15 protein-coding genes are annotated in these 20,635 nt (G+C 59.1%); 13 read left to right on the top strand and 2 right to left on the bottom strand.

Features of this window, described 5'->3' with window-relative positions:
• Positions 1 to 26 precede the first annotated feature (26 nt).
• From Enr13x_RS32170 to Enr13x_RS32160, 3 genes are all read left to right on the top strand, one after another.
• On the top strand, positions 27 to 3,215 hold the full coding sequence (locus tag Enr13x_RS32170) for a hypothetical protein (protein WP_145390991.1): 3,189 nt from the start codon (positions 27 to 29) through the stop codon (positions 3,213 to 3,215).
• A 266-nt stretch (positions 3,216 to 3,481) separates the two neighbouring features.
• Complete coding sequence (locus Enr13x_RS32165; RefSeq protein ID WP_231743907.1) at positions 3,482 to 4,624, top strand: prenyltransferase/squalene oxidase repeat-containing protein; 1,143 nt, start codon at positions 3,482 to 3,484, stop codon at positions 4,622 to 4,624.
• Positions 4,625 to 4,838: 214 nt separating this feature from the next.
• Entirely contained in the window at positions 4,839 to 7,019 is a 2,181-nt protein-coding gene (locus tag Enr13x_RS32160) for a hypothetical protein (RefSeq protein ID WP_145390990.1), read from the top strand.
• A 40-nt stretch (positions 7,020 to 7,059) separates the two neighbouring features.
• On the opposite strand, the gene queC is transcribed toward Enr13x_RS32160, so the two are convergent.
• Both queC and Enr13x_RS32150 read right to left on the bottom strand, forming a co-directional pair.
• Positions 7,060 to 7,761: a 7-cyano-7-deazaguanine synthase QueC gene (queC, locus tag Enr13x_RS32155; RefSeq protein ID WP_145390989.1), complete on the bottom strand. Its 702-nt coding sequence runs from the start codon at positions 7,759 to 7,761 to the stop codon at positions 7,060 to 7,062.
• Positions 7,746 to 8,708, bottom strand: coding sequence for a 3'-5' exoribonuclease YhaM family protein (locus Enr13x_RS32150; RefSeq protein ID WP_145390988.1), 963 nt, complete (start codon positions 8,706 to 8,708; stop codon positions 7,746 to 7,748). Before Enr13x_RS32150 ends, queC begins: the two co-directional genes overlap by 16 nt.
• A gap of 170 nt (positions 8,709 to 8,878) precedes the next feature.
• On the opposite strand from Enr13x_RS32150, the gene Enr13x_RS32145 reads away from it, so the two are divergent.
• From Enr13x_RS32145 to Enr13x_RS32095, 10 genes are all read left to right on the top strand, one after another.
• Positions 8,879 to 9,601, top strand: a complete 723-nt coding sequence (locus Enr13x_RS32145) for a hypothetical protein (protein ID WP_145390987.1) — start codon at positions 8,879 to 8,881, stop codon at positions 9,599 to 9,601.
• A 461-nt stretch (positions 9,602 to 10,062) separates the two neighbouring features.
• A complete protein-coding gene (locus Enr13x_RS32140) occupies positions 10,063 to 11,118 on the top strand; it encodes a c-type cytochrome domain-containing protein (protein WP_145390986.1) in 1,056 nt (351 codons plus the stop codon).
• Positions 11,119 to 12,302: 1,184 nt separating this feature from the next.
• Positions 12,303 to 12,755, top strand: coding sequence for a hypothetical protein (locus Enr13x_RS32135; protein ID WP_145390985.1), 453 nt, complete (start codon positions 12,303 to 12,305; stop codon positions 12,753 to 12,755).
• Between the two features lie 108 nt (positions 12,756 to 12,863).
• Positions 12,864 to 15,101: a polyphosphate kinase 1 gene (gene ppk1, locus Enr13x_RS32130; RefSeq protein ID WP_145390984.1), complete on the top strand. Its 2,238-nt coding sequence runs from the start codon at positions 12,864 to 12,866 to the stop codon at positions 15,099 to 15,101.
• Between the two features lie 297 nt (positions 15,102 to 15,398).
• On the top strand, positions 15,399 to 16,193 hold the full coding sequence (locus Enr13x_RS38530) for a hypothetical protein (protein ID WP_197455510.1): 795 nt from the start codon (positions 15,399 to 15,401) through the stop codon (positions 16,191 to 16,193).
• Positions 16,194 to 16,999: 806 nt separating this feature from the next.
• Entirely contained in the window at positions 17,000 to 17,410 is a 411-nt protein-coding gene (locus Enr13x_RS32120) for a hypothetical protein (protein ID WP_145390982.1), read from the top strand.
• Between the two features lie 123 nt (positions 17,411 to 17,533).
• Complete coding sequence (locus tag Enr13x_RS32115; protein WP_145390981.1) at positions 17,534 to 17,956, top strand: ribonuclease E inhibitor RraB; 423 nt, start codon at positions 17,534 to 17,536, stop codon at positions 17,954 to 17,956.
• A 670-nt stretch (positions 17,957 to 18,626) separates the two neighbouring features.
• Positions 18,627 to 19,055, top strand: a complete 429-nt coding sequence (locus Enr13x_RS32105) for a hypothetical protein (protein ID WP_145390980.1) — start codon at positions 18,627 to 18,629, stop codon at positions 19,053 to 19,055.
• A 1,029-nt stretch (positions 19,056 to 20,084) separates the two neighbouring features.
• Positions 20,085 to 20,315 (top strand): hypothetical protein, encoded by a 231-nt coding sequence (locus Enr13x_RS32100; RefSeq protein WP_145390979.1) that lies wholly within the window; start codon positions 20,085 to 20,087, stop codon positions 20,313 to 20,315.
• The gene (locus tag Enr13x_RS32095) at positions 20,293 to 20,589 is read left to right on the top strand and encodes a type II toxin-antitoxin system RelE/ParE family toxin (RefSeq protein ID WP_145390978.1); all 297 of its coding nucleotides are present in this window, start codon (positions 20,293 to 20,295) and stop codon (positions 20,587 to 20,589) included. The genes Enr13x_RS32100 and Enr13x_RS32095 overlap by 23 nt, the downstream gene beginning before the upstream one ends.
• Positions 20,590 to 20,635 lie beyond the last annotated feature (46 nt).

The following is a 20,635-nucleotide window of genomic DNA, read 5'->3' as shown; positions in this document are numbered from 1 at the left end:
TCCATTTTTCTGCCACCTCCCACCCCATGACCACCCGGCAATCCCATCACATCTCGATTCCCGCCCGTTTGCTCGACAAACTGGCCGAGTTTCGTCGTGCGCTGGTGTGGAGGGTGGGGCGTGATCATCTGCTTCGTTTTCTGTTGATCGCCATGACCGTGTTTGGGGTGTTGCTGATCGCCGACCGATTCGGCGACACACCCGTCTGGATTCGTTGTGGTCTATTGGCGGTGATGGTCGCGGCGATGGGCATCGCGGTGATGCGTCTGTGGCAAACCCTTTGGGATTGCCGGTCACCGTTGCGTGTTGCCGAGGTGATCCGGCGGCGCGACCCTGTGTTTGGCGATCACTTGGTCGGTGCGTTGGAATTGGCGGACTGTGAATCGGAGCAGGCTCGTTCGGTGACGCTGTGTGTGGCGGCGCTTGAGCAAGTGGCCGACGAAGCGGTAACGCGCGAGTTTCATCAGGCGCTTCCGGAATCGCGTCTACACGTCATGGTCCGTGGATTGGCCGCGTTGCTAGCGTCGGCCGTCTTGGTGTTTGTGCTTGCCCCGCATGCGGTTGGGAACGCGGCGACACGGCTGTTCGCTCCCTTGGCTGCGATCGATCGTTTTACGTTTGTGACCCTGCAACCGTTTCCGCCCGAACGGGTCGTGCCGCGCGACGAGTCGTCTGGATGGACGGTGGCGTTGGATCCCCAAAGTCGCTGGACGCCGCGTGAAGCGACTCTTCGGATCGGAACACGGCGATCCACGGCTCGTGTGACTCGATCCGACGACTCTGTTCCGGCGAGCTACTCGTTCGAATTGCCACGGTTGTTCGAGCCATCGATCGCGGACGTCCGAGTGGGTGATGCACGCCGCCGGGTTCGATTGATCCCCAAGCTTCGGCCAGAATTGACGAACGTCATTGCAACGGTTCAGTTGCCGGACTATTTGGCCGGGCGAATCGACGGCGGCACGCTGCAGACGGATTACGACGCCGGTGTGATTCGCATCGTCGAAGGCGCCGCGGCGAAGCTGCGGCTGACCGTTTCGTCTGCCTTGGCCGATGCGACGGTCGACGGAACACCGGTCGCCGTTCAGGGCAATCAATTCGCGGCGGACTTGGGGACCTCGGTCGAAAGCGTCCGACTGCACTGGACCGATCGAGACGGATTGGCGGCGGCCGAGCCGATGATCGTGACGGTGCAGCGAGTTCCCGATCGGCGGCCGACACTGTTGGTCGAAAACGAATCGATTCCACCGCGGGTGTTGGACAGTCAAGCGTTGCGTTTTACGGTGACGGCGGACGACGATTTTGCCGTCCGCCGAGTCGGCATGCAGTGGGCCGCCGATTCCACTTCAGAGTCGGGCGAACGGGTGTTGGGATCCGGCGACGGGGCGAGTTCGTTGGCCGCGGTGTTCCAGGCGACGTCGTTGTCCGTTCCGCCGGGTGAAGTGAGTTTGCGGTTTTGGGCCGAAGACGATTTTCCGGGACGCCAGCGGGTGTATTCCGATCCGCTGCCGATCCACGTGCTGACGGCCGACGAGCACGCCGTCTGGATCGCCGACCAGTTCGCTCGCTGGCGTCAGGCCGCGATGGATGTGCGAGATCGAGAATTGAATCTGTTTTCTCGCAATCGCGAATTGGCCAAAGTCGCCGCGGCCGATCGCGATGATCAATGGCGTGCCGCGGTGGCCGAGCAGGCACGGGCCGAAGCGTTCAACGGCCGCCAACTGGAATCGTTGACCGGCGAAGGGGAGGCGTTGTTGCGGCAGGCGGCACGCAACGATCAAGTCGACGTCGACTATGTTGAAAAACTCGCCGCCACGCTCCAGACGCTGCAACAGATGTCCGATGATCGCATGCCGCGCGTCGCCGAATTGCTGCAGCGAGCGTCGGAGCAAGGCGAAGAAGAATCGAAGTTCGCGGAACTAGCCGGACAGGAAAGCTCGCAAGGGACATTGGCCGAGCCAAGCGATGGCGATGCCGCCGAAGAATCGACCCAAGACCCCGACGCGGAATCATCCGAGCGAATCAGTTTGGCCGGAACCACGATTGTCGACACGTCCAAACGGAAGCCGAAAAGTGAAACCGAGAAATCGGAAGAAGACAGTTTGTCGATCGCCATCGAAGATCAAACCGATCTGGTCGCGGAATTCGACGCCGTGGCCGAAGAACTCAAACAGCTGATGGGGAACATGGAAGGCAGCACGCTGGTCAAACGTTTGAAATCGGTCAGCCGGTTGCAGGATCGGGTCGCGATGCAGTTGGCACGAAGCATCGAATCTACCTTCGGCCAAGCCCCCGAATCGAACGATCAGACGTTGCAGTCGGTCGTCGCCGATGTGATCGAGTCGGCCGCGCGGGTTCGAACGGTGCTGGATGACTTGGAAGCGTTTTGCCAGCGACGCGAGATCGAACACTTTCAATCCGTGCTGGATGAAATGAACCAGGCCCGTGTCTTGGAACAACTGAAAACGTTGCAGGATCGGGTCCCGTTGCGGCCCGGCGTTTCGATTGCCGCGGCCGAGTTTTGGTCGGACAACTTGGATCGGTGGGCCGATGACTTGGTGGACCCGGGATCCGAACAATCCGAATCGGGGCCTCAGAACAAGAAGTCGCTTTCGCCGGCGGTGATCGTGGAAGTGTTGAGGATCTTGGAGGCCGAAGTGACGTTGCGCGAACAGACGCGCGTCGCCGATCAGGGACGCCAGGCGATGCAGCAAGCGGATTACGTCAGCGAAGCGATCCGGTTGAGTGAGTCACAGGATTTGTTGCGTGATCGTTTGGACGCGGTCGTCGACGGGATCGAGGCCTTGCCGGACGGGATGTTGAATTTTGGAGAAGAGATCGAAGTGTTGAAGTTGGCCAGTGCCGCGATGGTGGATGCGTCCAAGACGTTGATCACGCCGGAAACCGGGCCGGTCGCGATCGCGGCGCAAACCGAAGCGATCGAGTTGCTGTTGCGGAGTAACAAGATCAGCCCCGAGGGCGGCGGCGGTGGCGGGGGCAGCGCCGGGGGAGGGCAGGGCGGTGAGACCGATCAGGCGGCGATCGCGTTGCTCGGTAAAGGTCTCAATCAACTTGCGACCACGCGTCAATCGGAAACACAGTTGTCCGTCGGACGAGACCGTGGCGAGGTCCCGGAACGATGGCGAGCGGGATTGGATCAGTACTTTGATCGGCTGGAACAGCGACGATCCTCCGCGGCGGTGGAGGCGGGGCAATGAGCAACCGGATGCGCATGAAGAGATCTCACAGCCCTCTGGCTCGGGCATCGTCCGACGTTTCATCACCGTCCATACCGGCCTTGGCAACGACAACGCTCGCAAGAGTCGAAGTCACCCTCCCTGCCAGGGAGGGTCGCGGAGGAGTTTACGACGACGCGGGGAGGGTTTCTCTCGCTCGGAATCGCTCAGCGACGACCGCTCGACCCTCCCCTCGCTGCGCTCGACCCTCCCTGCCAGGGAGGGTGACTTTAGATGAGACGACACCAATGCCTTTTCGACAGGGCGATTTCACTTCGCGGATCAATCCAAGCATGAACTCGATGAATCTGTGTTGGTTCAAGAACACTCGTCATATCATCACACTGCTCTGCTTGGTTTTCGGGGCCATGTTTGGCTTGGCGATGTCGGCCAACGCCCAGGTCAACCGGTCGCCGGATCCATCGTCGGCCACCATCGGCGAGCTGGTCTCGCGTGACGTGCATGAAATCTACGCCAAGGGGTTAGAGTTTCTGGCGCAGACCCAGGACGATCGGGGGACGTGGCCGGCCGGTGAGGGCGTCGGTCCGGGGACGACGGGACTGGCCGTGCTGGCTTTTTTGGCTTCCGGTGAAGACCCCAATTTTGGCCCGCATCGCGACGTGATTCGCAAGGGATTGCGGCACATCATCGCCGGCCAGTCCGCGGTGACCGGCTACATTTCGCCCAGCATGTATCATCACGGGTTCGGGATGTTGGCACTTTGTGAAGCCTACGGTGTGGTCGACGATTCGGATCTGTATCCACCCGGCGAGCAGGAATCCCGACGCAGTCTCGCTGACGCGGTGGAGTTGGCGGTCCGTGCGGCGTTGACGGCACAAAAGAACAATCGTCGGGGCGGGTGGCGTTACGCGCCCAACGCCAGCGACGCCGATACCTCCGTCTCGGGCGCCGTCGTGATGGGCTTGCTGGCGGCACGCAATGCGGGAATCGAGGTGCCGGATCAGTCGATTGATCGGGCGATCGATTACTTCGTCTCCATGACGGCCGACGACGGTTCGGTCGGCTACACCAGTGCCAGCGAAGGTGGTGGTGGCGAATCGGTTGCCCGCAGTAGTATCGTCAACCTGGTGCTCGCCATCGCCGGACGAAAGGAGTTGCCGGCCTATCCGTCGACGTTGCGATACCTCGTTGCCAATCGCGACGCCGAGCCGATGTGGCCCGAATACGCCCGCTATTATCAAGCCCAGGCGTACTTCCAATCCGACGTCGCGGTTTGGAAACAGTGGAACGATCGGCTGATTCAACGACTCAAACGCGACCAGAAGCCGAATGGAAGTTTTGACGGGGATCTCGGGGTGACCAACAGCACGTCGATGTCCTTGTTGGCGCTGGCCGTGAACTACCGCTTTTTGCCGATCTATGAACGATAACCTTCCAGACGTCCGGTTGCGATCACGTGGAGGCGGGCCCGTCGGCTTGCGTCTAATAACACTAAATCGTGAAGCGAAAATGGAACACCATGGCTCCCCTCTCCCCCAAACAAGCCTCTACCCATCGCAAGGTTTTCGCTTACTACAATCAGTTGGCGCGCATAGGCAATCCGAATCGACCAAGAGGCTTGTTCGGGGGAGAGGGGAGCCATCTTTGGGAAAGTCGCTTCTCGATTTAGCGGTATTGGGCTCCCGTCAGACGGCTGATCGTCGTTTGACCTCCGCCGCCTACCGGCTCGTGGGCGGCGTCTTGTTCCTGTTGATCGGTTCGCTGGCAAATGCGTCCGCTGACGATCCCGACATGCGTTTTTTGCTCGTCGATGGCAGTGCAATCGACGGCACGTTGTCCGCCGCCGAGGAGCCGGGGACGCTGCGAATCAACAGCACACGGTTCGCCCAGCCGATCGAAATCTCGACCGAAAATCTGTTGGAGGCTCGTCGCAATCCTTCCGACTCTGGCAGCGTTGAAGATGATGGTCCTGGTACTCTGACCCACACGTTTGCGTTTCTGTTGGACGACCGCAGCCGATATGTCGGCAAGGTCGTCTCCTGGCTCGACGATCTGATCACGCTCGATACCGCAGACCTCGGGCGGGTCTCCTTTGCGGCCCAACGCGTCGTCCGCATCGTCGACCAGGCGAGCATGCCGCGTCAGATCTTGGCCTTGTCCGACGCGCGGTATCGGTTTCGTCGTGAAACGGGTTGGGGCTTCACCGAGCAGGGCATGGTTTGCACGGTCCCCGAATCGGCGGCGGTCGCAGCGATTGATCTGCCGAATCGATTTCGAATTCGCATCGAAGTGGCTTGCGAGGGCATGGCCGATTTTGAATTGTCGCTCGGTGATCGGTCGTCGGGCGGGGCAGGGCAGGGCGGTGCGCGGGTGGATCGGCGGGGTGGGTCGATTTCACGTTTGCCGACCGAGCGTTTCGTCACCCGAGTGGAGTGGTTCGGCGAAAGTGTTTCGGTGGTCCGCAGCAACGCGAGTGTTTCCGATGCCGACGTGTTTGACGTGGCCGATTCGGCGGGGCGGTTGGAGTTGGATTTGTATGCTGACCAGGTGGCCGGGCGACTGCTGGCCTACCGCGACGGCATGCTGCGAGCCGACGTCTCGCTCGTCGATGACGAGCCCGTGCTGCGGCGCGAGTTGACGTTGATCAATCGTGGGGATCCGGTCGAAGTGACCGGTTTCGAATTGTTTCGGTGGGATGGCCAGCCGCCGCCGTCACAGTTCTTGCCGGATCGATTCACCTTGTTTCGCGACGGATCAATCGTCGACCAGGTTGCCGAGCAATGGGATGCGGATCGGTTTCGTGTCGACGGCGCGTGGCACGCGATCGGCGATCTCGCTCGGATGGAGTTTGCCGTGGCGACGCACGTTTCGCCGGCGTGTGATGTGACTCTGTCGGACGGCAATCGCGTTCGCGGACGCGTCGATGGACGAGATGCCGACGGTGCGATCCTGGTGCGCGAGACGACGGGAACACGTTTGGCCGTTGCACCATCACGCGTCACGCGTTGGGTGGGGCGATCGGAGGACGTGACGGCGCCGGCCGGCGAGGCGTCCCGATTCCAGGCAGACGGCGTGTCTCTGTGGGGACATTTGCTAGACGGACAAGACGTCGGAGCCACGTTCGGATGGCGATCCCTGGCCGGCGAGAATGACGTCGGGATCGCGGCGACCGACGGCGTGACGATTCGGTTTGCGTCGGCGGCAGGTTCGGATGCGACGTCCGGACGCCAGCGCGGCATGCTGGAGCTTCGTCACGGCGATCGCTTGCCCGGTCAATTGATTTCGATCCAGCCCAATGGTGTCCGATTTCAAAACGACTGGTTTGGCGAGGTGCTTGTGCCGTCAGACCAGGTCAGCCGAATTCGATCGGGGCCGGCGGTCACGCGGGGTGAAACCGATGCGCCATCGCTGATGCGTCTGCCACGACGGCAGGCCGATTCGCCGCCGACACACTTGTTGGTTGCGCCGACCGGCGACGTGTTGCGGGGGCGTTTGTTGTCGATCGACGACGACACCGCTCGCATCGAAATCCGCGGCAGAACGCGGTTGATCCAACGTTCGAGCGTAGCGGAGGTGATTTGGCTCGGGCAATCCGACGAAGAACCGGCAGCGTGCCGGTACATCATCACGACCCGCGACGGAGCGCAGTTGGGATTGCAGACGGCCGAGTTTGACGGTCGCGAGTTACGCGGCACGCATGCTGAATTGGGGAGCGGTCGCGTCCCCGTTGCGACGCTGGAGAGTCTTCGTATTGGAACGAGAGAAACGTCGCCACGAGAGACCTGGGATCTGGTTCCGGTGAAGGAACCGAAGACGTTTGAGTGAGCGACGTGGGATAGGCTTCCAGCCTATCCCACTCTCTCTCTCAGCCCGCGGGGTCTTGCAAGTTGTTTTCCTTAAACCCTTTTTGCCGCAACAGGCAGGCGTCGCAGTGGCCACAGGGTTTTCCGCCGGGGCCGGGATCATAGCAGGACAGCGTCATCGCATAGTCGACGCCCAGGCCGAGTCCCGTTTGAATGATTTCGCCCTTGGTCAGATGGATCAGCGGTGTGTGGATCGTCAGCTTGCGTCCGCTGGTTCCGCTCTGGGTCGCCAGGTTGGCCATCGTTTCAAACGCGGCGATGTACTCCGGGCGGCAATCGGGATAGCCGCTGTAGTCGAGCGAGTTGACGCCGATGAACAGATCGACCGAGCCGATGGTCTCGGCAAAGGCCAATGCCAGGGACAGGAACACGGTGTTGCGTGCCGGCACATAGGTGACGGGGATTTCTGCGCCGATCTGTTCGACGGAATCGGATTTCGGAACCACGATCGATTGATCGGTCAGCGCCGAACCGCCAAATTGAGACAGGTTGATTTCGACGATCCGGTGCGATGCGACGTCGAATTGTTGGGCCAACGCGGCGGCCCGCTCGAGTTCGTATTCGTGTCGTTGGCCGTAGCGGAAACTGATCGCATGGATGGCAAAGTTTGCTTCGCGTGCGATCGCTAGACAGGTCGCGCTATCGAGTCCGCCGGAGAGCAAGACGACGGCGGGGGGGCGATTTTCGGTCACTGCTTTTTCCATAGCTTGCGTCCGATCGAGGGATGGTAATTGGTCCAGTGTTCGTTGTTGGTCAGATCCGATTCGATCAGACTGGTAAAGGAAGTGATTTTGGCGTCCAGGTTGTCGATGTGATGCAACGCGATCGCTTCCAGCGTGGCCGGCAAACGGGGGCTGCCGAATTCAAGTTGCCCGTGGTGGGAAACGATCAGGTGTTCCAGTTGCAACCGCAGGTCGTTGGGGAAATCCTCGTCGGCGTCTTCTTCAAAGGTCGCGATCGTGTCGCCGAGCATCTGGACGCCGATGACGATGTGGCCGACCAGTTGGCCGCGGTCGGTATAACTGAGTTCGCCGCTGGCAGAGATCTCTTCGATCTTGCCCAGGTCATGCAGGAACGCGCCAAACATCAACAGTTCGGTGTCCACGCCGGGATAGCGAGGTCCGAGAAACTGGCAGACTTCCATCAGGTCCACGGTGTGTCGCAGCAGCCCGCCGGGGTAGGCGTGGTGATTGGAGACGGCGGCGGTGGCCAGGCGAAGTTTGGCGACGAAAGCCTCGTCGGACAGGAACGCGTTTCCCAGTCCGCGCAGGTAGACGTTGTGCAGGTTTCCGAGCAAGTCCCGCAAGGTCGCCAGGGCCTGGTCGGCGGCGCCGGCGTCGAACTGATCAAAATCACTCGGATCGACTTCGGTTTCGGCCAGGTCATCGATCGCGGTCAAGATGACTTGCAACGCACCCTGGTGAACTTGTGTGCGGCCGATGCAATGCACGTAGCCGCCGCGACGGATCTTTTCATAATCCGAGTCATCGGCGTTCCACATCATCGCGACAATCGTCCCGCTGCGGTCGGCCAGTTTTAGCAACAGGTACTTGCCGCCCTGCCGGTTGACGCGGATTTGTTTGTCGGCCAAGCGGAAGGATTGGTCCAGAGATTGGCCGTCGGTCAGTTCGGTGACAAGCGTACGAGGCACGGCAGATTCCCTTTGGCGGGGCGTAAAATGATAAGTCGATGCAAAGGATGCGTGCGATGGCCGCCGATGGCAAGGTGTGGAGGCGGGGGATCCCCTGCAAGGCGACCGGCAACGGGACGAATTCTCGCAAAGTGCTTCGTTTATGGTGGGGGAGTGTTATACTGTTCGACATGTCGACTCAGATCTCTTCTTCCGGCAAAACACGATCCTCGGTCAACTTGGTTCGGTCCTCGCACTCGTGGACCGAAGCCGAGAGTGCGGCCGGTTTTGTCTTGCGTTACCTGTCGCCGATGCGAAAACAGTTGACCGCCGTGATGGGGTCGACCGAAGAAGCCGATCAGGCGCTGCGGATCCTGTTGACGCACCTGGTTTCGGCGGGGTTCGGCGAGCATCGCAGGGGGCGGCTACGCGATTTTCTGGCCCGGGCGGTGAAATCCTGTGCCAAGGCGCGGTTGGCCGAACAGGCCGGTGCAGAGCAGGCCAGTGCAGAGCAGGGCGGCACGGAATCGGACCCGGAAAAATCGGCCTCGGTCACGCTGGATTCCAAGCAATGGCTGGTGTTGTGGCGGAATTGTCTGCTCGAGCGGGCCTGGCGGGCGCTGGAACGCATGCAGCATCAAGAGGCCAACCGCCCGCTGTACAGCGTCTTGTGGGCCAGCACGATTCACCCCAAGGCCAGCTTGGAAGAGATCGCCGCCGAGGTCGAAAAGGCGTCCTCGGTCAAGCTGGACCAGGTTCAGTTGCAGCAGTTGAAATTGGAAGCCAAAGCGGCCTTTGCCCAGTTGTTGGCCGACGAAGTGGTCGAAACGCTGGAAAACCCCGACAAAGCAGCCGTCAAAAAGGAAATCCAGTCGCTCGGAATCGGCAGCGCGTTCAGCGGATTGACGGTTTAAGGACCGAGCGGAATCGATGTGTCGGATCTCTTGAAGTGGGATAGGCTTCCAGCCTGTCATTTCAGCATCGACGAGCCTGGAAGCCTGTCCCACTTATTTTCCGTGCGTTGCTACGTGTGACGAAGCACGAGTGATTGGAACCGGGGCCGTCGTGTGTCATAATGGGGGCGTGTCCGCTGTTATCGCCCTTGCGCAATCTCGGATTCACCGGCCGGTCTTGATCGCCATTCGGGGTTGCCCCAGGCACCGCCGCATCGCACCACGTATCACGCCGGCCGGCCGGTCCCGCCTCCCCCTACCACCCGCTTTTTCCGACAACGACCACCGTTTCGCTCCCGCACTTTCACGTCGCCCGGAACTCGGCGCCATCCGCACCCTTGGGGCGGAGACGGCGCACGTGTTCAGCAGGACGGAAATGGCGGGGCATTGGGTGCCGTTCTCGTTTTGGAGAAACAAACGCGATGTCCATATTCATGCGTTTCCCGATCCGCCTCGTTCTAGCTGCGTGCAGTGTGGCGATCCTTGTCGACGTCAGCTCCCTGAAGGCTCAGGAACGCACCGCGGTGGACGAGGAAGGACGGATCGTCAACTTCCAACGCGACATCGTTCCGATCTTGCGGGCGAGGTGTTTGGAGTGCCACAACGAAGACGAAGCCAAGGGCGATTTTCGCGTCGATGACGCCGAGACGTTTTTGTCGTACGTCGAACCGGAGGACGCCGAGTACAGCACGGTGCTGGCCGATTACATGCTTTCGGATGATCCCGACATGCTGATGCCGCCCCCGTCCAAGGGAGGCCCGATGTCGCCGCACGAGTTGTCGATGATTCGCGTCTGGATCGACGAAGGTGCCCACTGGCCCGAAGACGTCGCGATCGTCGAGGTGTCTGCGGAGGAGGAGGGCGAACAAGCGATCGCCGAGCCGATCGCCGAAATGCCCAAGTCGCTGATCGATCGCGTCTGGGCATTCCAAGGATTCTTGCATCCGGCCACCGTTCACTTCCCGATCGCGCTGTTGCTGTTCGGTGCCTTGTTCGTCGTGTTAGGATGGAAGTGGCCGAGCCTGGGGCAGCAGATCCCTTTGGCGTGTCTGTTGTTGGGATCGTTGATGGCGATCGCGTCAACCGCGATGGGATGGTCGTTCGCGATCGAGAAGGGCTACGGATCGTGGACCAAAGTCGACATGGACAGCGAAGTCTTCTGGCATCGTTGGAGCGGTGTGATCGTGGCGGTCACCTCGGGCGTGTTGGCGATCATCGCGCTGCGCGGTCTGGCGTCGAAAAATAGCAAGCTGGAACGTACCTGGAAGATCGGACTGTTGGTCGTCGCGGGAATGGTTGGCGCGGTTGGGCACCAGGGCGGTGAGATGACCTATGGCAAGGATTTCTATCCCAAGGCCTTCCGGATCCTGTTGGGAACCGAAGGTGAACCTGTCGAAGAACAGTTGGCGGAAGAACCCGCGGCATCGGCCGACGGTGAAGTGGTCACGGCGACGGTGACAACGGCATCGTCCAACTGACGCGTGCTGTCGCGTCGATGGTGACAATCCTAAGCGACTGAGTCCGTCATCGCGTTGATCGGGCAACCGATTTCGTTTCTCTCCCCCTGGGTACTTCCGCGAGTTTAGTGGCTGCTCTCGAATACTCGGGGAAGGTTTTTTGAGGGATGACTGCGATGTCCGATGGTTCTGTTCGGTAGGATGGCGAAGCCAGGTGAAGCGGAGGCGGGCTCTGTTGAGGAGCAACCCGCCAAGGAATCACCTGGTCTGCGATGCGCCGAAGGTGCTTCGAGCGCTCCGCCGGCCCCCGTGTCGGCGGAGGGGCGTTTGAACCGAGCGTTTGTCCTCGCTCTCCCCATTCGGACATCGCAGCAATGCCTCGAAAAACCTCGGTCCTGAGCGGTTAGCCACTAAAATCCGCGAAGAACCCCCTCTGGGAGAGAGGGCGTTTGCGCAGCGAGCAAACGCCAGAGAGGGCAGTCGCTGTAAAAGTCGAAGCGTCTTGCGCTACGATCAACTCCGCCATTTAGCAACGCACGGAAAAGAAGTGGGATAGGCTTCCAGCCTGTCGACGCTGGAATGACAGGCTGGAAGCCTATCCCACTCGCTCGATCCGACACTGATGTTCCGTCTGGATTGATCACCTCTCGCGAGGAATGGAACTGGGGCTCATTAGTTCGTTCGGCACGAAACGTGCGTAACGCACCCAACGCTTGCGACCCGTCGGACGGACGCCGGGGATGAAGGACTGCAAGCGATTCTGCAGGGAGGGGTGGCCGGAGAAGAAAGCAACAGCAGTGAGAGTGCAGATCGTGGGCGTAATCAATCAAGTGGAAAGCCAGTGCAGCGCAAACAGCGAACGGAATCGCACAGCGGCGGGTGTCTTGCCCGCGTCAACTCCGCCGCACGTGTCTCGCGCGCCAGCTACGCCGACAAACCGTTCCTGCGGGCGGGCAACAGCGGCTCTGACGCTCGAAGCTTCCATTCAGCTGCGACTCGCCATCCGCGGTGTCATCGCTGTGTTATGTGTGGCGGCGGTGTTCCTGTTTCTTTTTCTGCCTGACTTTTCGGGATACGCAACCCTCTCTCTGCCGATGTTGGTGGTCGCGTTTATGGGGCTGCGTTTGTTTGGCAGGTTGACTCGTGCGTTGGGGGCTGCCGGAGGTCGATTTTCGCGCAATAGGCGTGGGCGTTTGGCGACCGCAGTGGTCAGTTCTGCGTCAAGTTTTGTGCTCAAAGGCTTGATCGGATTCTTGTTGGCGGGCGTGGCAGTGGTCGGATCCACCTACCATCTCCCGTACGTCGGTCTCGCAGCGGTGATCCTGCTGTTGGGGGCCGTTTTGTCGAGCTATCCGGGACGCGGGCTGTTTCCCGGTATGACGTCTGTTGAACGTCGCGAGCGGCTTCGGCGACAATCGCAGGAAGCATTGGCGTCCGCTTCGCTGGGCACTCAGGCGGTGCCACGGGAATCGCTCCGTCGCGTCGACGGCAAGCACCTCCGTGTAACCGGAATCAGCGCGGATTCGAGGAATCCTGCGGAAGGCCCAGGCGATGGTATCGACATCGAATATGACGACGTGGAAATTGATGAAGATGAATTCTACGACGGCGATTTCTACAGCGACGCTCCACCGCAGTTGCACGTGATTGCCGAGTGATCGGTGACGGGACGCGATCGACCTCGTATTTTCGCCGCGGGTGATTTCTGGTGATCCTCTGATCGCGTATTCTGGGGTGGGGACGTTCCCAGCACGATCAACGCAATCATGGACACGGGAAAACGAGTGGCGAAAAGCGAAAAGAAGAGAAAACCGAGGTCCAAAACCGCCTCGCGCAAAGCACTGATCGATCGTCCGCTGCCGGAGGATCGTTTTCTCAACCGCGAACTCAGCTGGCTGGCGTTCAATCAACGCGTCTTGGCCCAGGCGGCCGACGGCAAACTGCCGATTCTCGAACGCGCCAAGTTCCTGGCCATCACCAGTTCCAACCTGGACGAATTCATGATGGTCCGCGTCGGCGGGCTGAAAATCTTGCACCAACGCAACCCCACCCAGCGGGATCCCGCCGGTATGGTGGCGGTGGAACAGTTGCAAGCGGTCGCCAAAAAGGGGCACGAGATCGTCGCGCGGCAGTACCAATTGCTGCGCGAGGAGGTGCAGCCCAAATTGGAGTCCGCCGGAATTGCGGAAGTCGATTTGACGCAAGCCAGTGAGTCCGAACACGGCTCGGCGACGGCCCGCTTTTGGCGCGATGTCTTTCCCGTGCTTTCGCCCCAAGCGGTGTCGGCGGACAGCTTTCCGCTGCTGCAAGGTCTGGGGTTGCACTTGTTCATCCGCCTGAAACGGGATCCCGAAACGCGACTCGGCAAGGCGAGCGACGGACCGGAGTCGGCTGACGGCGCGGACTCGGCGGAAACGTCGGAATACGCGTTGATTCCGATGGGCCGATCGCTGCAACGCGTGTTGCCGATCTCGGGCGACAAACGGCACGGCTATGTGTTGTTGGAGAGCTTGGCGGCACACTTTGTCGACGAGTTCTTTCCCGGCCGCGAAGTGCTCGAGTGCGTCCCCTTTCGCCTGACCCGCAACGCCGACATCGAGTTCCGCGAAGACGCCGCCAGCGATCTGCTGGGCGGGATGGAAGAGATCTTGGAGAACCGGCGTTATGCCAGGCCCGTTCGTCTGGAATATGGAGCGTCGGCCAGTGCGGAGGCGGTCGAGTTTTTGCAGAAGGTCCACCAGTTGCACCCCGAAGACCTGTACGCGATCGACGGTCCGATCGATCTGAGTTTCCTGTTCACGCTGCACGGGGAAGAGGGTTTCGATCACCTCCGCGATGAGGTCTGGCCGGCCAAGCCGCATCCGCGGATCGATCCGGAAGAGTCGATGTTCGCGACGATCGTGGCGGGCGATGTGCTGATGGTCCATCCCTACGATCGATTCGACTCCGTGGTGCGGTTGATCGAGGAGGCCGCGGCGGATCCGGATGTGTTGGCGATCAAACAGGTGTTGTATCGGACCAGTAAAAACAGCCCGGTCGTTGCGGCCCTGGAACGCGCCGCCGAACGCGGCAAGTATGTCACCGCGATCGTGGAGTTGAAAGCCCGGTTCGACGAGGCTCGCAATATCGAATGGGCCAAAGAAATGGAACGCGCCGGCGTCCAGGTCATCTATGGAATCCACGGGCTGAAGACGCATGCCAAGGTGTGCATCATCGTCCGCCGTGAACCTCAAGGCATCGTCCGCTACATGCACTTCGGCACCGGCAATTACAACGAGGCCACGGCGAAGCTGTACAGTGACATTTCGTTGCTGACTTGTGACGAGGTGTTGGGCCGCGACGCGACGAACTTTTTTAATGCGATCACCGGCGCCAGCCAGCCCAGGGCGTTGGAAGAGCTGGCCGCCGCACCGACCACGATGCGTCGCCGGTTTCTGGATTTGATCGAAGAAGAAACGCAGCGCAGTCTGCAAGGTGGCCGCGGGCAAATCACCGCCAAACTCAACGCCCTGGTCGACCCCGAGGTGATCGATGCGCTGTATCGCGCCAGCCGCGCGGGGGTGAAGATCCGCTTGAACGTCCGTGGTCAGTGTTGTTTGCGCCCAGGCGTGAAAAACCTGAGCGAAACGATCGAAGTGATTTCGATCATCGACCGGTTCCTGGAGCACGCGCGGATTTTCTGTTTCCACCAGGACGGCGACGAGAAACTGTTGATCGGCAGTGCCGACTGGATGACGCGTAACTTGGATCGCCGTGTCGAGTTGTTGGTACCCGTGGCGGATCGAAAATGCTGCGATCGGTTGAAGGAGGTGTTGGAAACCTATTTCGACGACAACACAAACTGCTGGCAGATGATGCCCGACGGGGAGTATTGTTTGCAGGACCGGGGCGACGAGCCTCCGCTGCGCTCCCAGCGCGTGTTGTACGACCGCGTGGTCAACACGTGGAAGAAGGCCGAATCAAGCCGCCGAGCGACATTCCGCCCGATCAGCGCGGGCAGTTGAGATGGCGCCAGCGGCGTTTCAAGTTCGCCGACGCCAGCATCATCGACGTCTGTCGTCTGCTTGCCTGATGAGCAATGGTCCCAACTGTTGCTCATGCTAAGCGACGCCGCTCAACGGCGTTTCGCCGACGCGACCAACTCAGCGCCGTCTGTGCAACTTGACTCCCTCTGTAGAGTGCCGTAGAATCGGGTGGCGGGAGATATTCCGCAGTCCAACCGAGGAATATGTGCTTTTTACCTCGGTCGGACCACCAATAATTAATCGTTCTGCTTGTCGATGAGAATGAGGATTTAGCCGTTGCCCAGGAACAGAGGAAAAGACCTGGTTCTCGTTTGCCAGGAGTGCAATACGATCCAACCTGACGACGATCCACCGCCTCTCTGTATCAATTGCGATCACCATAGCTTTACTGTCCTTTATCGCTACGAAGCAGAGGCGTCGACCAATGACGCCGATACAAGTTTCGTGCGACGTGAGGTCCCCACTGGCAACGACCGCAAATACAAGCAATTTGACTTGGACTCGGAACCGGAGCTCTATCGCCAACTCAAAAAACGGGTAACTACGACACCGCCTCGGTGCATTTCCAATCTAAGGGCATCGATCACATCCGTTGACGTTCAATCCAATGGCGACACCGCCATATACTCCGTTTCCTGCCCTTGCGGTTCTGATCACGGAGTCGTGTTGGGGCACTACCTTCGAGACTTTTCTGACACCGAAGAAAACTGCATGCTATCTCCGCTGGCTTGGCGTTGTGTAGCATGCCAAAAAAGACTCGAGTTTCTGGATACAGATTTACATGGCTATCATGCCGCTAACGGATTTGGTCCTGGGCGTCACGCAAAAGGAAGCGGCAGGCGCAAACAGTTGCGATGCCCGAACTGCGATGGTCGGCGAATGAAACTTTTCCTCGGCTTCTCATATTGGGACTTTGATATCTTCTTGGATGCCGCCGAGCTTGGTTACGACGACCCATCATCGCTGCATCTGTTCGATAATCCCGAGGACTATTTCCACGAGATTATCACACTGGCTTCCTGTTCAAACTGCAGTGAGTTGATTCGTTTCACAGACTTTGGGAAACTGTGAGGAGCCAAGCAGAACAATGAAATGCACGCGAGGACGGGAGTCGCGGTATTTGGTCTGCTTGCACGTCTTTCGCCCGTCCCGCGTGATTTCTAGCGTTCACGCTCCTGAATCGTACTCGTACTTCGGCGTCAGCCGGTACTCGTACTCGATAGAATGGCAAACAGACCAACATCGGTCGGCCACGGTGCTGAACGTTGTGGCTGAACTCGGCCCATCTGATTTCACCAGACCTCTGTTTCCTAAGATTCGCATTTGATGTCACGGTTCGATAGGTGCGCGGTCGACTCGGCTGATGAAGACAAACCAATGCCTGTCGATTCGAGTAGGAGTACGAGTACCGCGTTGCTGAGTACGAGGACGGCTTTCAGGCCCGGAGGGCCGGTAGAGTGTCTGCCGGTGGCGTCAGCCACCGGGGGAGGATTCAAAGGAATACCCAGGGCCCAGCGGGCCGACACAATGCCCGGGCTTGGAGTGGACCGGGAGACCCATTGTGCCGGCCTTCCAGGCCTCAGCAAATTCGTACTTTCGATACCGGTGGCTGACACCACCGGCAAGCATTGTGCCAGCCCTCCGGGCTTCATCCCGAACCCAAAAAGAAATCGGTACAGCAAGGGGAGTGAAATTTCCCTCGGCGCTTCCGATGGAGTACATTGGCACAGAGCGACGATGGCTCAAGCCGTCGTCGAGGCCGGACGCGTGAACTAAGTGGTGCACCGCAGTCGGCGAGTTGAGTTTGTTTTCGAGTTCAGGTCCATCGCGCCGACGCGGTGACCACCACCGTTACGACTCAAAGGGACACATTCTCGATGCCATCCGGCGATGCCCAACGAGCTTGGTTTCCGGAAATGCTCGCCGAACTGGAACGCTTTTGGTCCAACAATCCAAACTGGAGCGAAGTCATCACGTTCTGTGAGCGGATGACGTCCCTCCGATCAGACATTCGAGACCAACGAGACATTCGATCGCCGATGATGACGTGTCGATCCTGCGGCAAGAAACACGCAATGACGTTGCCGCCAATTTCGCCTCGCTCGCTTCTTTTCGCACTGCAAAAGATTGACGCCATCGCCGACGAAGAACTAAAGCGACTGGACAAAGAATGGATGCGGTATCGTAAGACCGAGAACCTGGATGCACGGGGGCACCGGAATGCGGACGGCGCGGACAACAAAACTCATGCGTCCGCATGCCATCGAGCCGAACAAGAATCGTCGTAACCACGTGGTGCACCGCAGTCGGCGAGTTGAGTTTGTTTTTGAGATCAGGTCGATCGCGCCGACGCGGTGACCACCGCCGTTACGCCGCAGTGGAGCATACGTTTGTTCGGTTGGTTTAAGCGAATGATTGCAACCATCTGCAGTGACAGCTACGTGGAATGGGACTTCGACACACACCTCGTTGACGCGGTCGGCCAACTAATTTCCATTGCTCGCGATGAGGATGATGATCTGACGCAGCCACGATCTGTGATCCATCAGCTGACTTTTCCATCAATCGACATGGCTTCCGCATTCCGCAATCGTGTGCCGATCAGATGGTCGACGAACGTCAAGCAACGTGACGACGGCGACGGATGGCAATGTGAGTGCACTCGCGATATGATCCCTGATCACGAGAAGCTCACCGAACATGCCAGACTGCTGTGGGGAATTGCCCTGTCAATTCATCCAACGCTTTGGGCATACTTGGGAATGCCCGACCACCGCGAAGAACAATTCTGGTTCGTCGCTCCACCGATGCTCTACTATGAGAAGGTGGCGTAACCACGCGATGCACGACGAGCGGCGAAGTCAAGTTGCATGAAGTGGTAAATCACCCGTCGCCGCCGCGTGATCGCAACCGTTCTGGCAAGCGTAGTCGCGGTCTCACATTGATCCCCCCGTGTCATCACTTTGAAACTCCTATAATCACCGATTCATGTGTTGCCCGCAGGATTGGGTTAGAGACCTTCTTTGGCGCACGGTATGCGTGACCACGATCTGACTGCAGCATTTTCCCCAATCCCAAGCGGAGTCTTTCATGAAACGGTCAGCCTACTTTGTAATCGCTCTCGTTTTTGTTTTGGTCACATGGTTTGGAATTGCCCAGCAACCAAGCCGCGCTCAGAACGCCAATCCTCGACAAGTTCCCGCGTGGGAGTATCAAGAACTTGAGGTTCATGGCGGTGGTTTCGACCGAGCGAAAGCTAACAAGCTTGGTGCCAGCGGATGGGAGCTTGTAGCCACCTTTACGCCTACGAACCGAGATGCGGTCTCGGTATGTATCTTCAAACGCCGAAAGTAGATCGTCGCGGACAGGCAAGCCAGAACCATCGGATGCACGTGAGTCGCCGAGTTGAGTTTATCGAAATGGTGAGTCGTTCGCGGCGACCACGTGATCCGTACCGTTCTCCGACTGATTGACGCAACGCTGACAACTAGATTCAATCGGCATATGGACTACGTATTGGCCATCCTCGCTCTGCTCGCATTCGGTTTGGCGTTGCCCGTATATGCGATTGCCTGTGTCGTATGGCTGTTTGGTGACACATGGAACTGGCGGCATCTCGCGGTTTCGATTCCAATCGTACTGGCCTGCATCAACGCTCCTGCTTACTCCGCTGCGGCAACTGGACTGCTAACGTGGAACTCTGCCTTCGCAATGCACGTCTTCGCAATTGTTCTTTTCGGCATCGGGACGGCAATAAACGGCGGCAATCCAACAGAAGGCTATGCATTGGCTCTCGTGATTCTTACTCTGTCGGTATCCATTTCTGTCGTTCGACGTGCTTGGCGTGACGATGTTGAAATGCGAGGCGCATCGGTGACCGAAGCGGCGGAGAACCATGCCGTGAACCGGAGAACGGCTTGCAGGGTTTTATAAATGGAAAGTCAACTGTCCGTTCCCGGTTACGGCTACCGTTCACGCTCCCAAATCGTACTCGTACTCAGGCGTCAGCCGGTACTCGTACTCCTACTCGACCGGATGGCAAACAAACCGATGCCGGTCGCCCACGTTGCAGAACGTTGTGGCTGAACTCGGCCCACCTGAATTCATCGGACCTCAATTTCCTGGGATTCGCATTTGATGTCATCGTTCGATCGGTGCGCGGTCGACTCGGCTGACGAAGACCAACCGACGCCTGACAATTTCAACGCTGACGACCGACGCCTGACATGCCGGCTGCAGATTGGGACGCCGGAATTTCCCTTGGCAATTCGAATGGAGTACATTGGCAAACCGCGACGATGTTCCAAATCGGCGTGCCGACCCACGCTACGAACCCGGCGATGCACCCCAGCACACTCGTTGCCGCGAGACACAAACTTCCACCCCGTTTCGATCATCACGCTCACGCCAACTCAATCGTAGAGGTCCGCGTGCGAGGTGATCGCTGATGTTCACGCTGCTAACCGACGCCTGACGACAGCGCCCACTTCTTCTTTTGCGTCTTCTTGCGTTCTTTTGTGGCAATTGATTCGCTGTCGTTTGATCGTGACCCCAAGATCGCCCACCGGATGTCATCGAACCTCCGTTTCCTGGGATTCGCATTTGATGTCACGGTTCGTTAGGTGCGCGGTCGTCTCGGCCGAAGAAGACAAACCGACGCCTGTCGATGCCAACGCTGACAACCGACGTCTGAAGTGCCGGCCGGTTGATTCGGACTCGCGATTTCCCACGGTGATTCCGATCGACTACATTGGCAAACAGCGGCGACGGCTTGGGCTGTCGTCGTGGCCGACCGCGCGAACTATGTGGTGCACCGCAGTCGGCGAGTCGAGTTTGTTTTTGAGTTCAGGTCCATCGCGCCGACGCGGTGACCACCGCCGTTCGCCGGCAGAACGAGTTGGTCGCCAATCGTCGACAGGACGTGTGCGTCCTGCTAAAATGGCTCGCGTGAGAGGACTTCCGATGAACATTGAGTCATTTATCGACACACTTAGCGCTGAACAGCAACAGGCCGCTTTTGACTTGCTTTGGCAACGACTTTCGGCCGATCCGCAGAATCTAGCTTCCCCTCCATGGCACGGAGAAGTGCTCGCGTATCGTGAGGCCAATCCAAGTGACAAGCCGAAAATGTCGGTCACCGATGCAAAAAATGAAGTGAAACGGATGATCGATGAACGTCGAAGTTCTCGATGAGGCCCGATTGGATATTGCTGAAGGCGTGGCGTTTTACGACCACCAAAGCGATGGAGCGGGTGACTATTTTTTTGAGCGGATTTTCGATGACATTGACGCATTGAAAGACACCGCCGGGATTCACGAAACCCATTTCGGATTTCATCGTAAAATTGCTTCTCGCCATCCATATTTGATCTACTACCGTATCATCGGAACCGGCGTGGAGGTCGTTGCTGTTCTCGATGGTCGAGGGCGTCCCTCCGACATAGAGGTGGTCTTGCGACGGCGATGATGCGGCGAACCAGCGAATGCACATGAGCGACGGAGTTGGCTTTGGT

Origin of the sequence: Stieleria neptunia (assembly GCF_007754155.1) — a bacterium.
GTDB lineage: Bacteria > Planctomycetota > Planctomycetia > Pirellulales > Pirellulaceae > Stieleria > Stieleria neptunia.
This window is presented reverse-complemented; position numbering and strand designations above follow the sequence as displayed.

What these genes read in the sequence shown, in the direction of transcription:
- Enr13x_RS32170 (WP_145390991.1), top strand. Translation starts at nt 27, where the DNA reads ATGACCACCCGGCAATCCCATCACATCTCGATTCCCGCCCGTTTGCTC.
- Enr13x_RS32165 (WP_231743907.1), top strand. Translation starts at nt 3,482, where the DNA reads ATGCCTTTTCGACAGGGCGATTTCACTTCGCGGATCAATCCAAGCATG.
- queC (WP_145390989.1), bottom strand. Translation starts at nt 7,761, where the DNA reads ATGGAAAAAGCAGTGACCGAAAATCGCCCCCCCGCCGTCGTCTTGCTC.
- Enr13x_RS32145 (WP_145390987.1), top strand. Translation starts at nt 8,879, where the DNA reads ATGTCGACTCAGATCTCTTCTTCCGGCAAAACACGATCCTCGGTCAAC.
- Enr13x_RS32140 (WP_145390986.1), top strand. Translation starts at nt 10,063, where the DNA reads ATGTCCATATTCATGCGTTTCCCGATCCGCCTCGTTCTAGCTGCGTGC.
- ppk1 (WP_145390984.1), top strand. Translation starts at nt 12,864, where the DNA reads ATGGACACGGGAAAACGAGTGGCGAAAAGCGAAAAGAAGAGAAAACCG.
- Enr13x_RS32120 (WP_145390982.1), top strand. Translation starts at nt 17,000, where the DNA reads ATGCCATCCGGCGATGCCCAACGAGCTTGGTTTCCGGAAATGCTCGCC.
- Enr13x_RS32115 (WP_145390981.1), top strand. Translation starts at nt 17,534, where the DNA reads ATGATTGCAACCATCTGCAGTGACAGCTACGTGGAATGGGACTTCGAC.
- Enr13x_RS32105 (WP_145390980.1), top strand. Translation starts at nt 18,627, where the DNA reads ATGGACTACGTATTGGCCATCCTCGCTCTGCTCGCATTCGGTTTGGCG.
- Enr13x_RS32100 (WP_145390979.1), top strand. Translation starts at nt 20,085, where the DNA reads ATGAACATTGAGTCATTTATCGACACACTTAGCGCTGAACAGCAACAG.
- Enr13x_RS32095 (WP_145390978.1), top strand. Translation starts at nt 20,293, where the DNA reads ATGAACGTCGAAGTTCTCGATGAGGCCCGATTGGATATTGCTGAAGGC.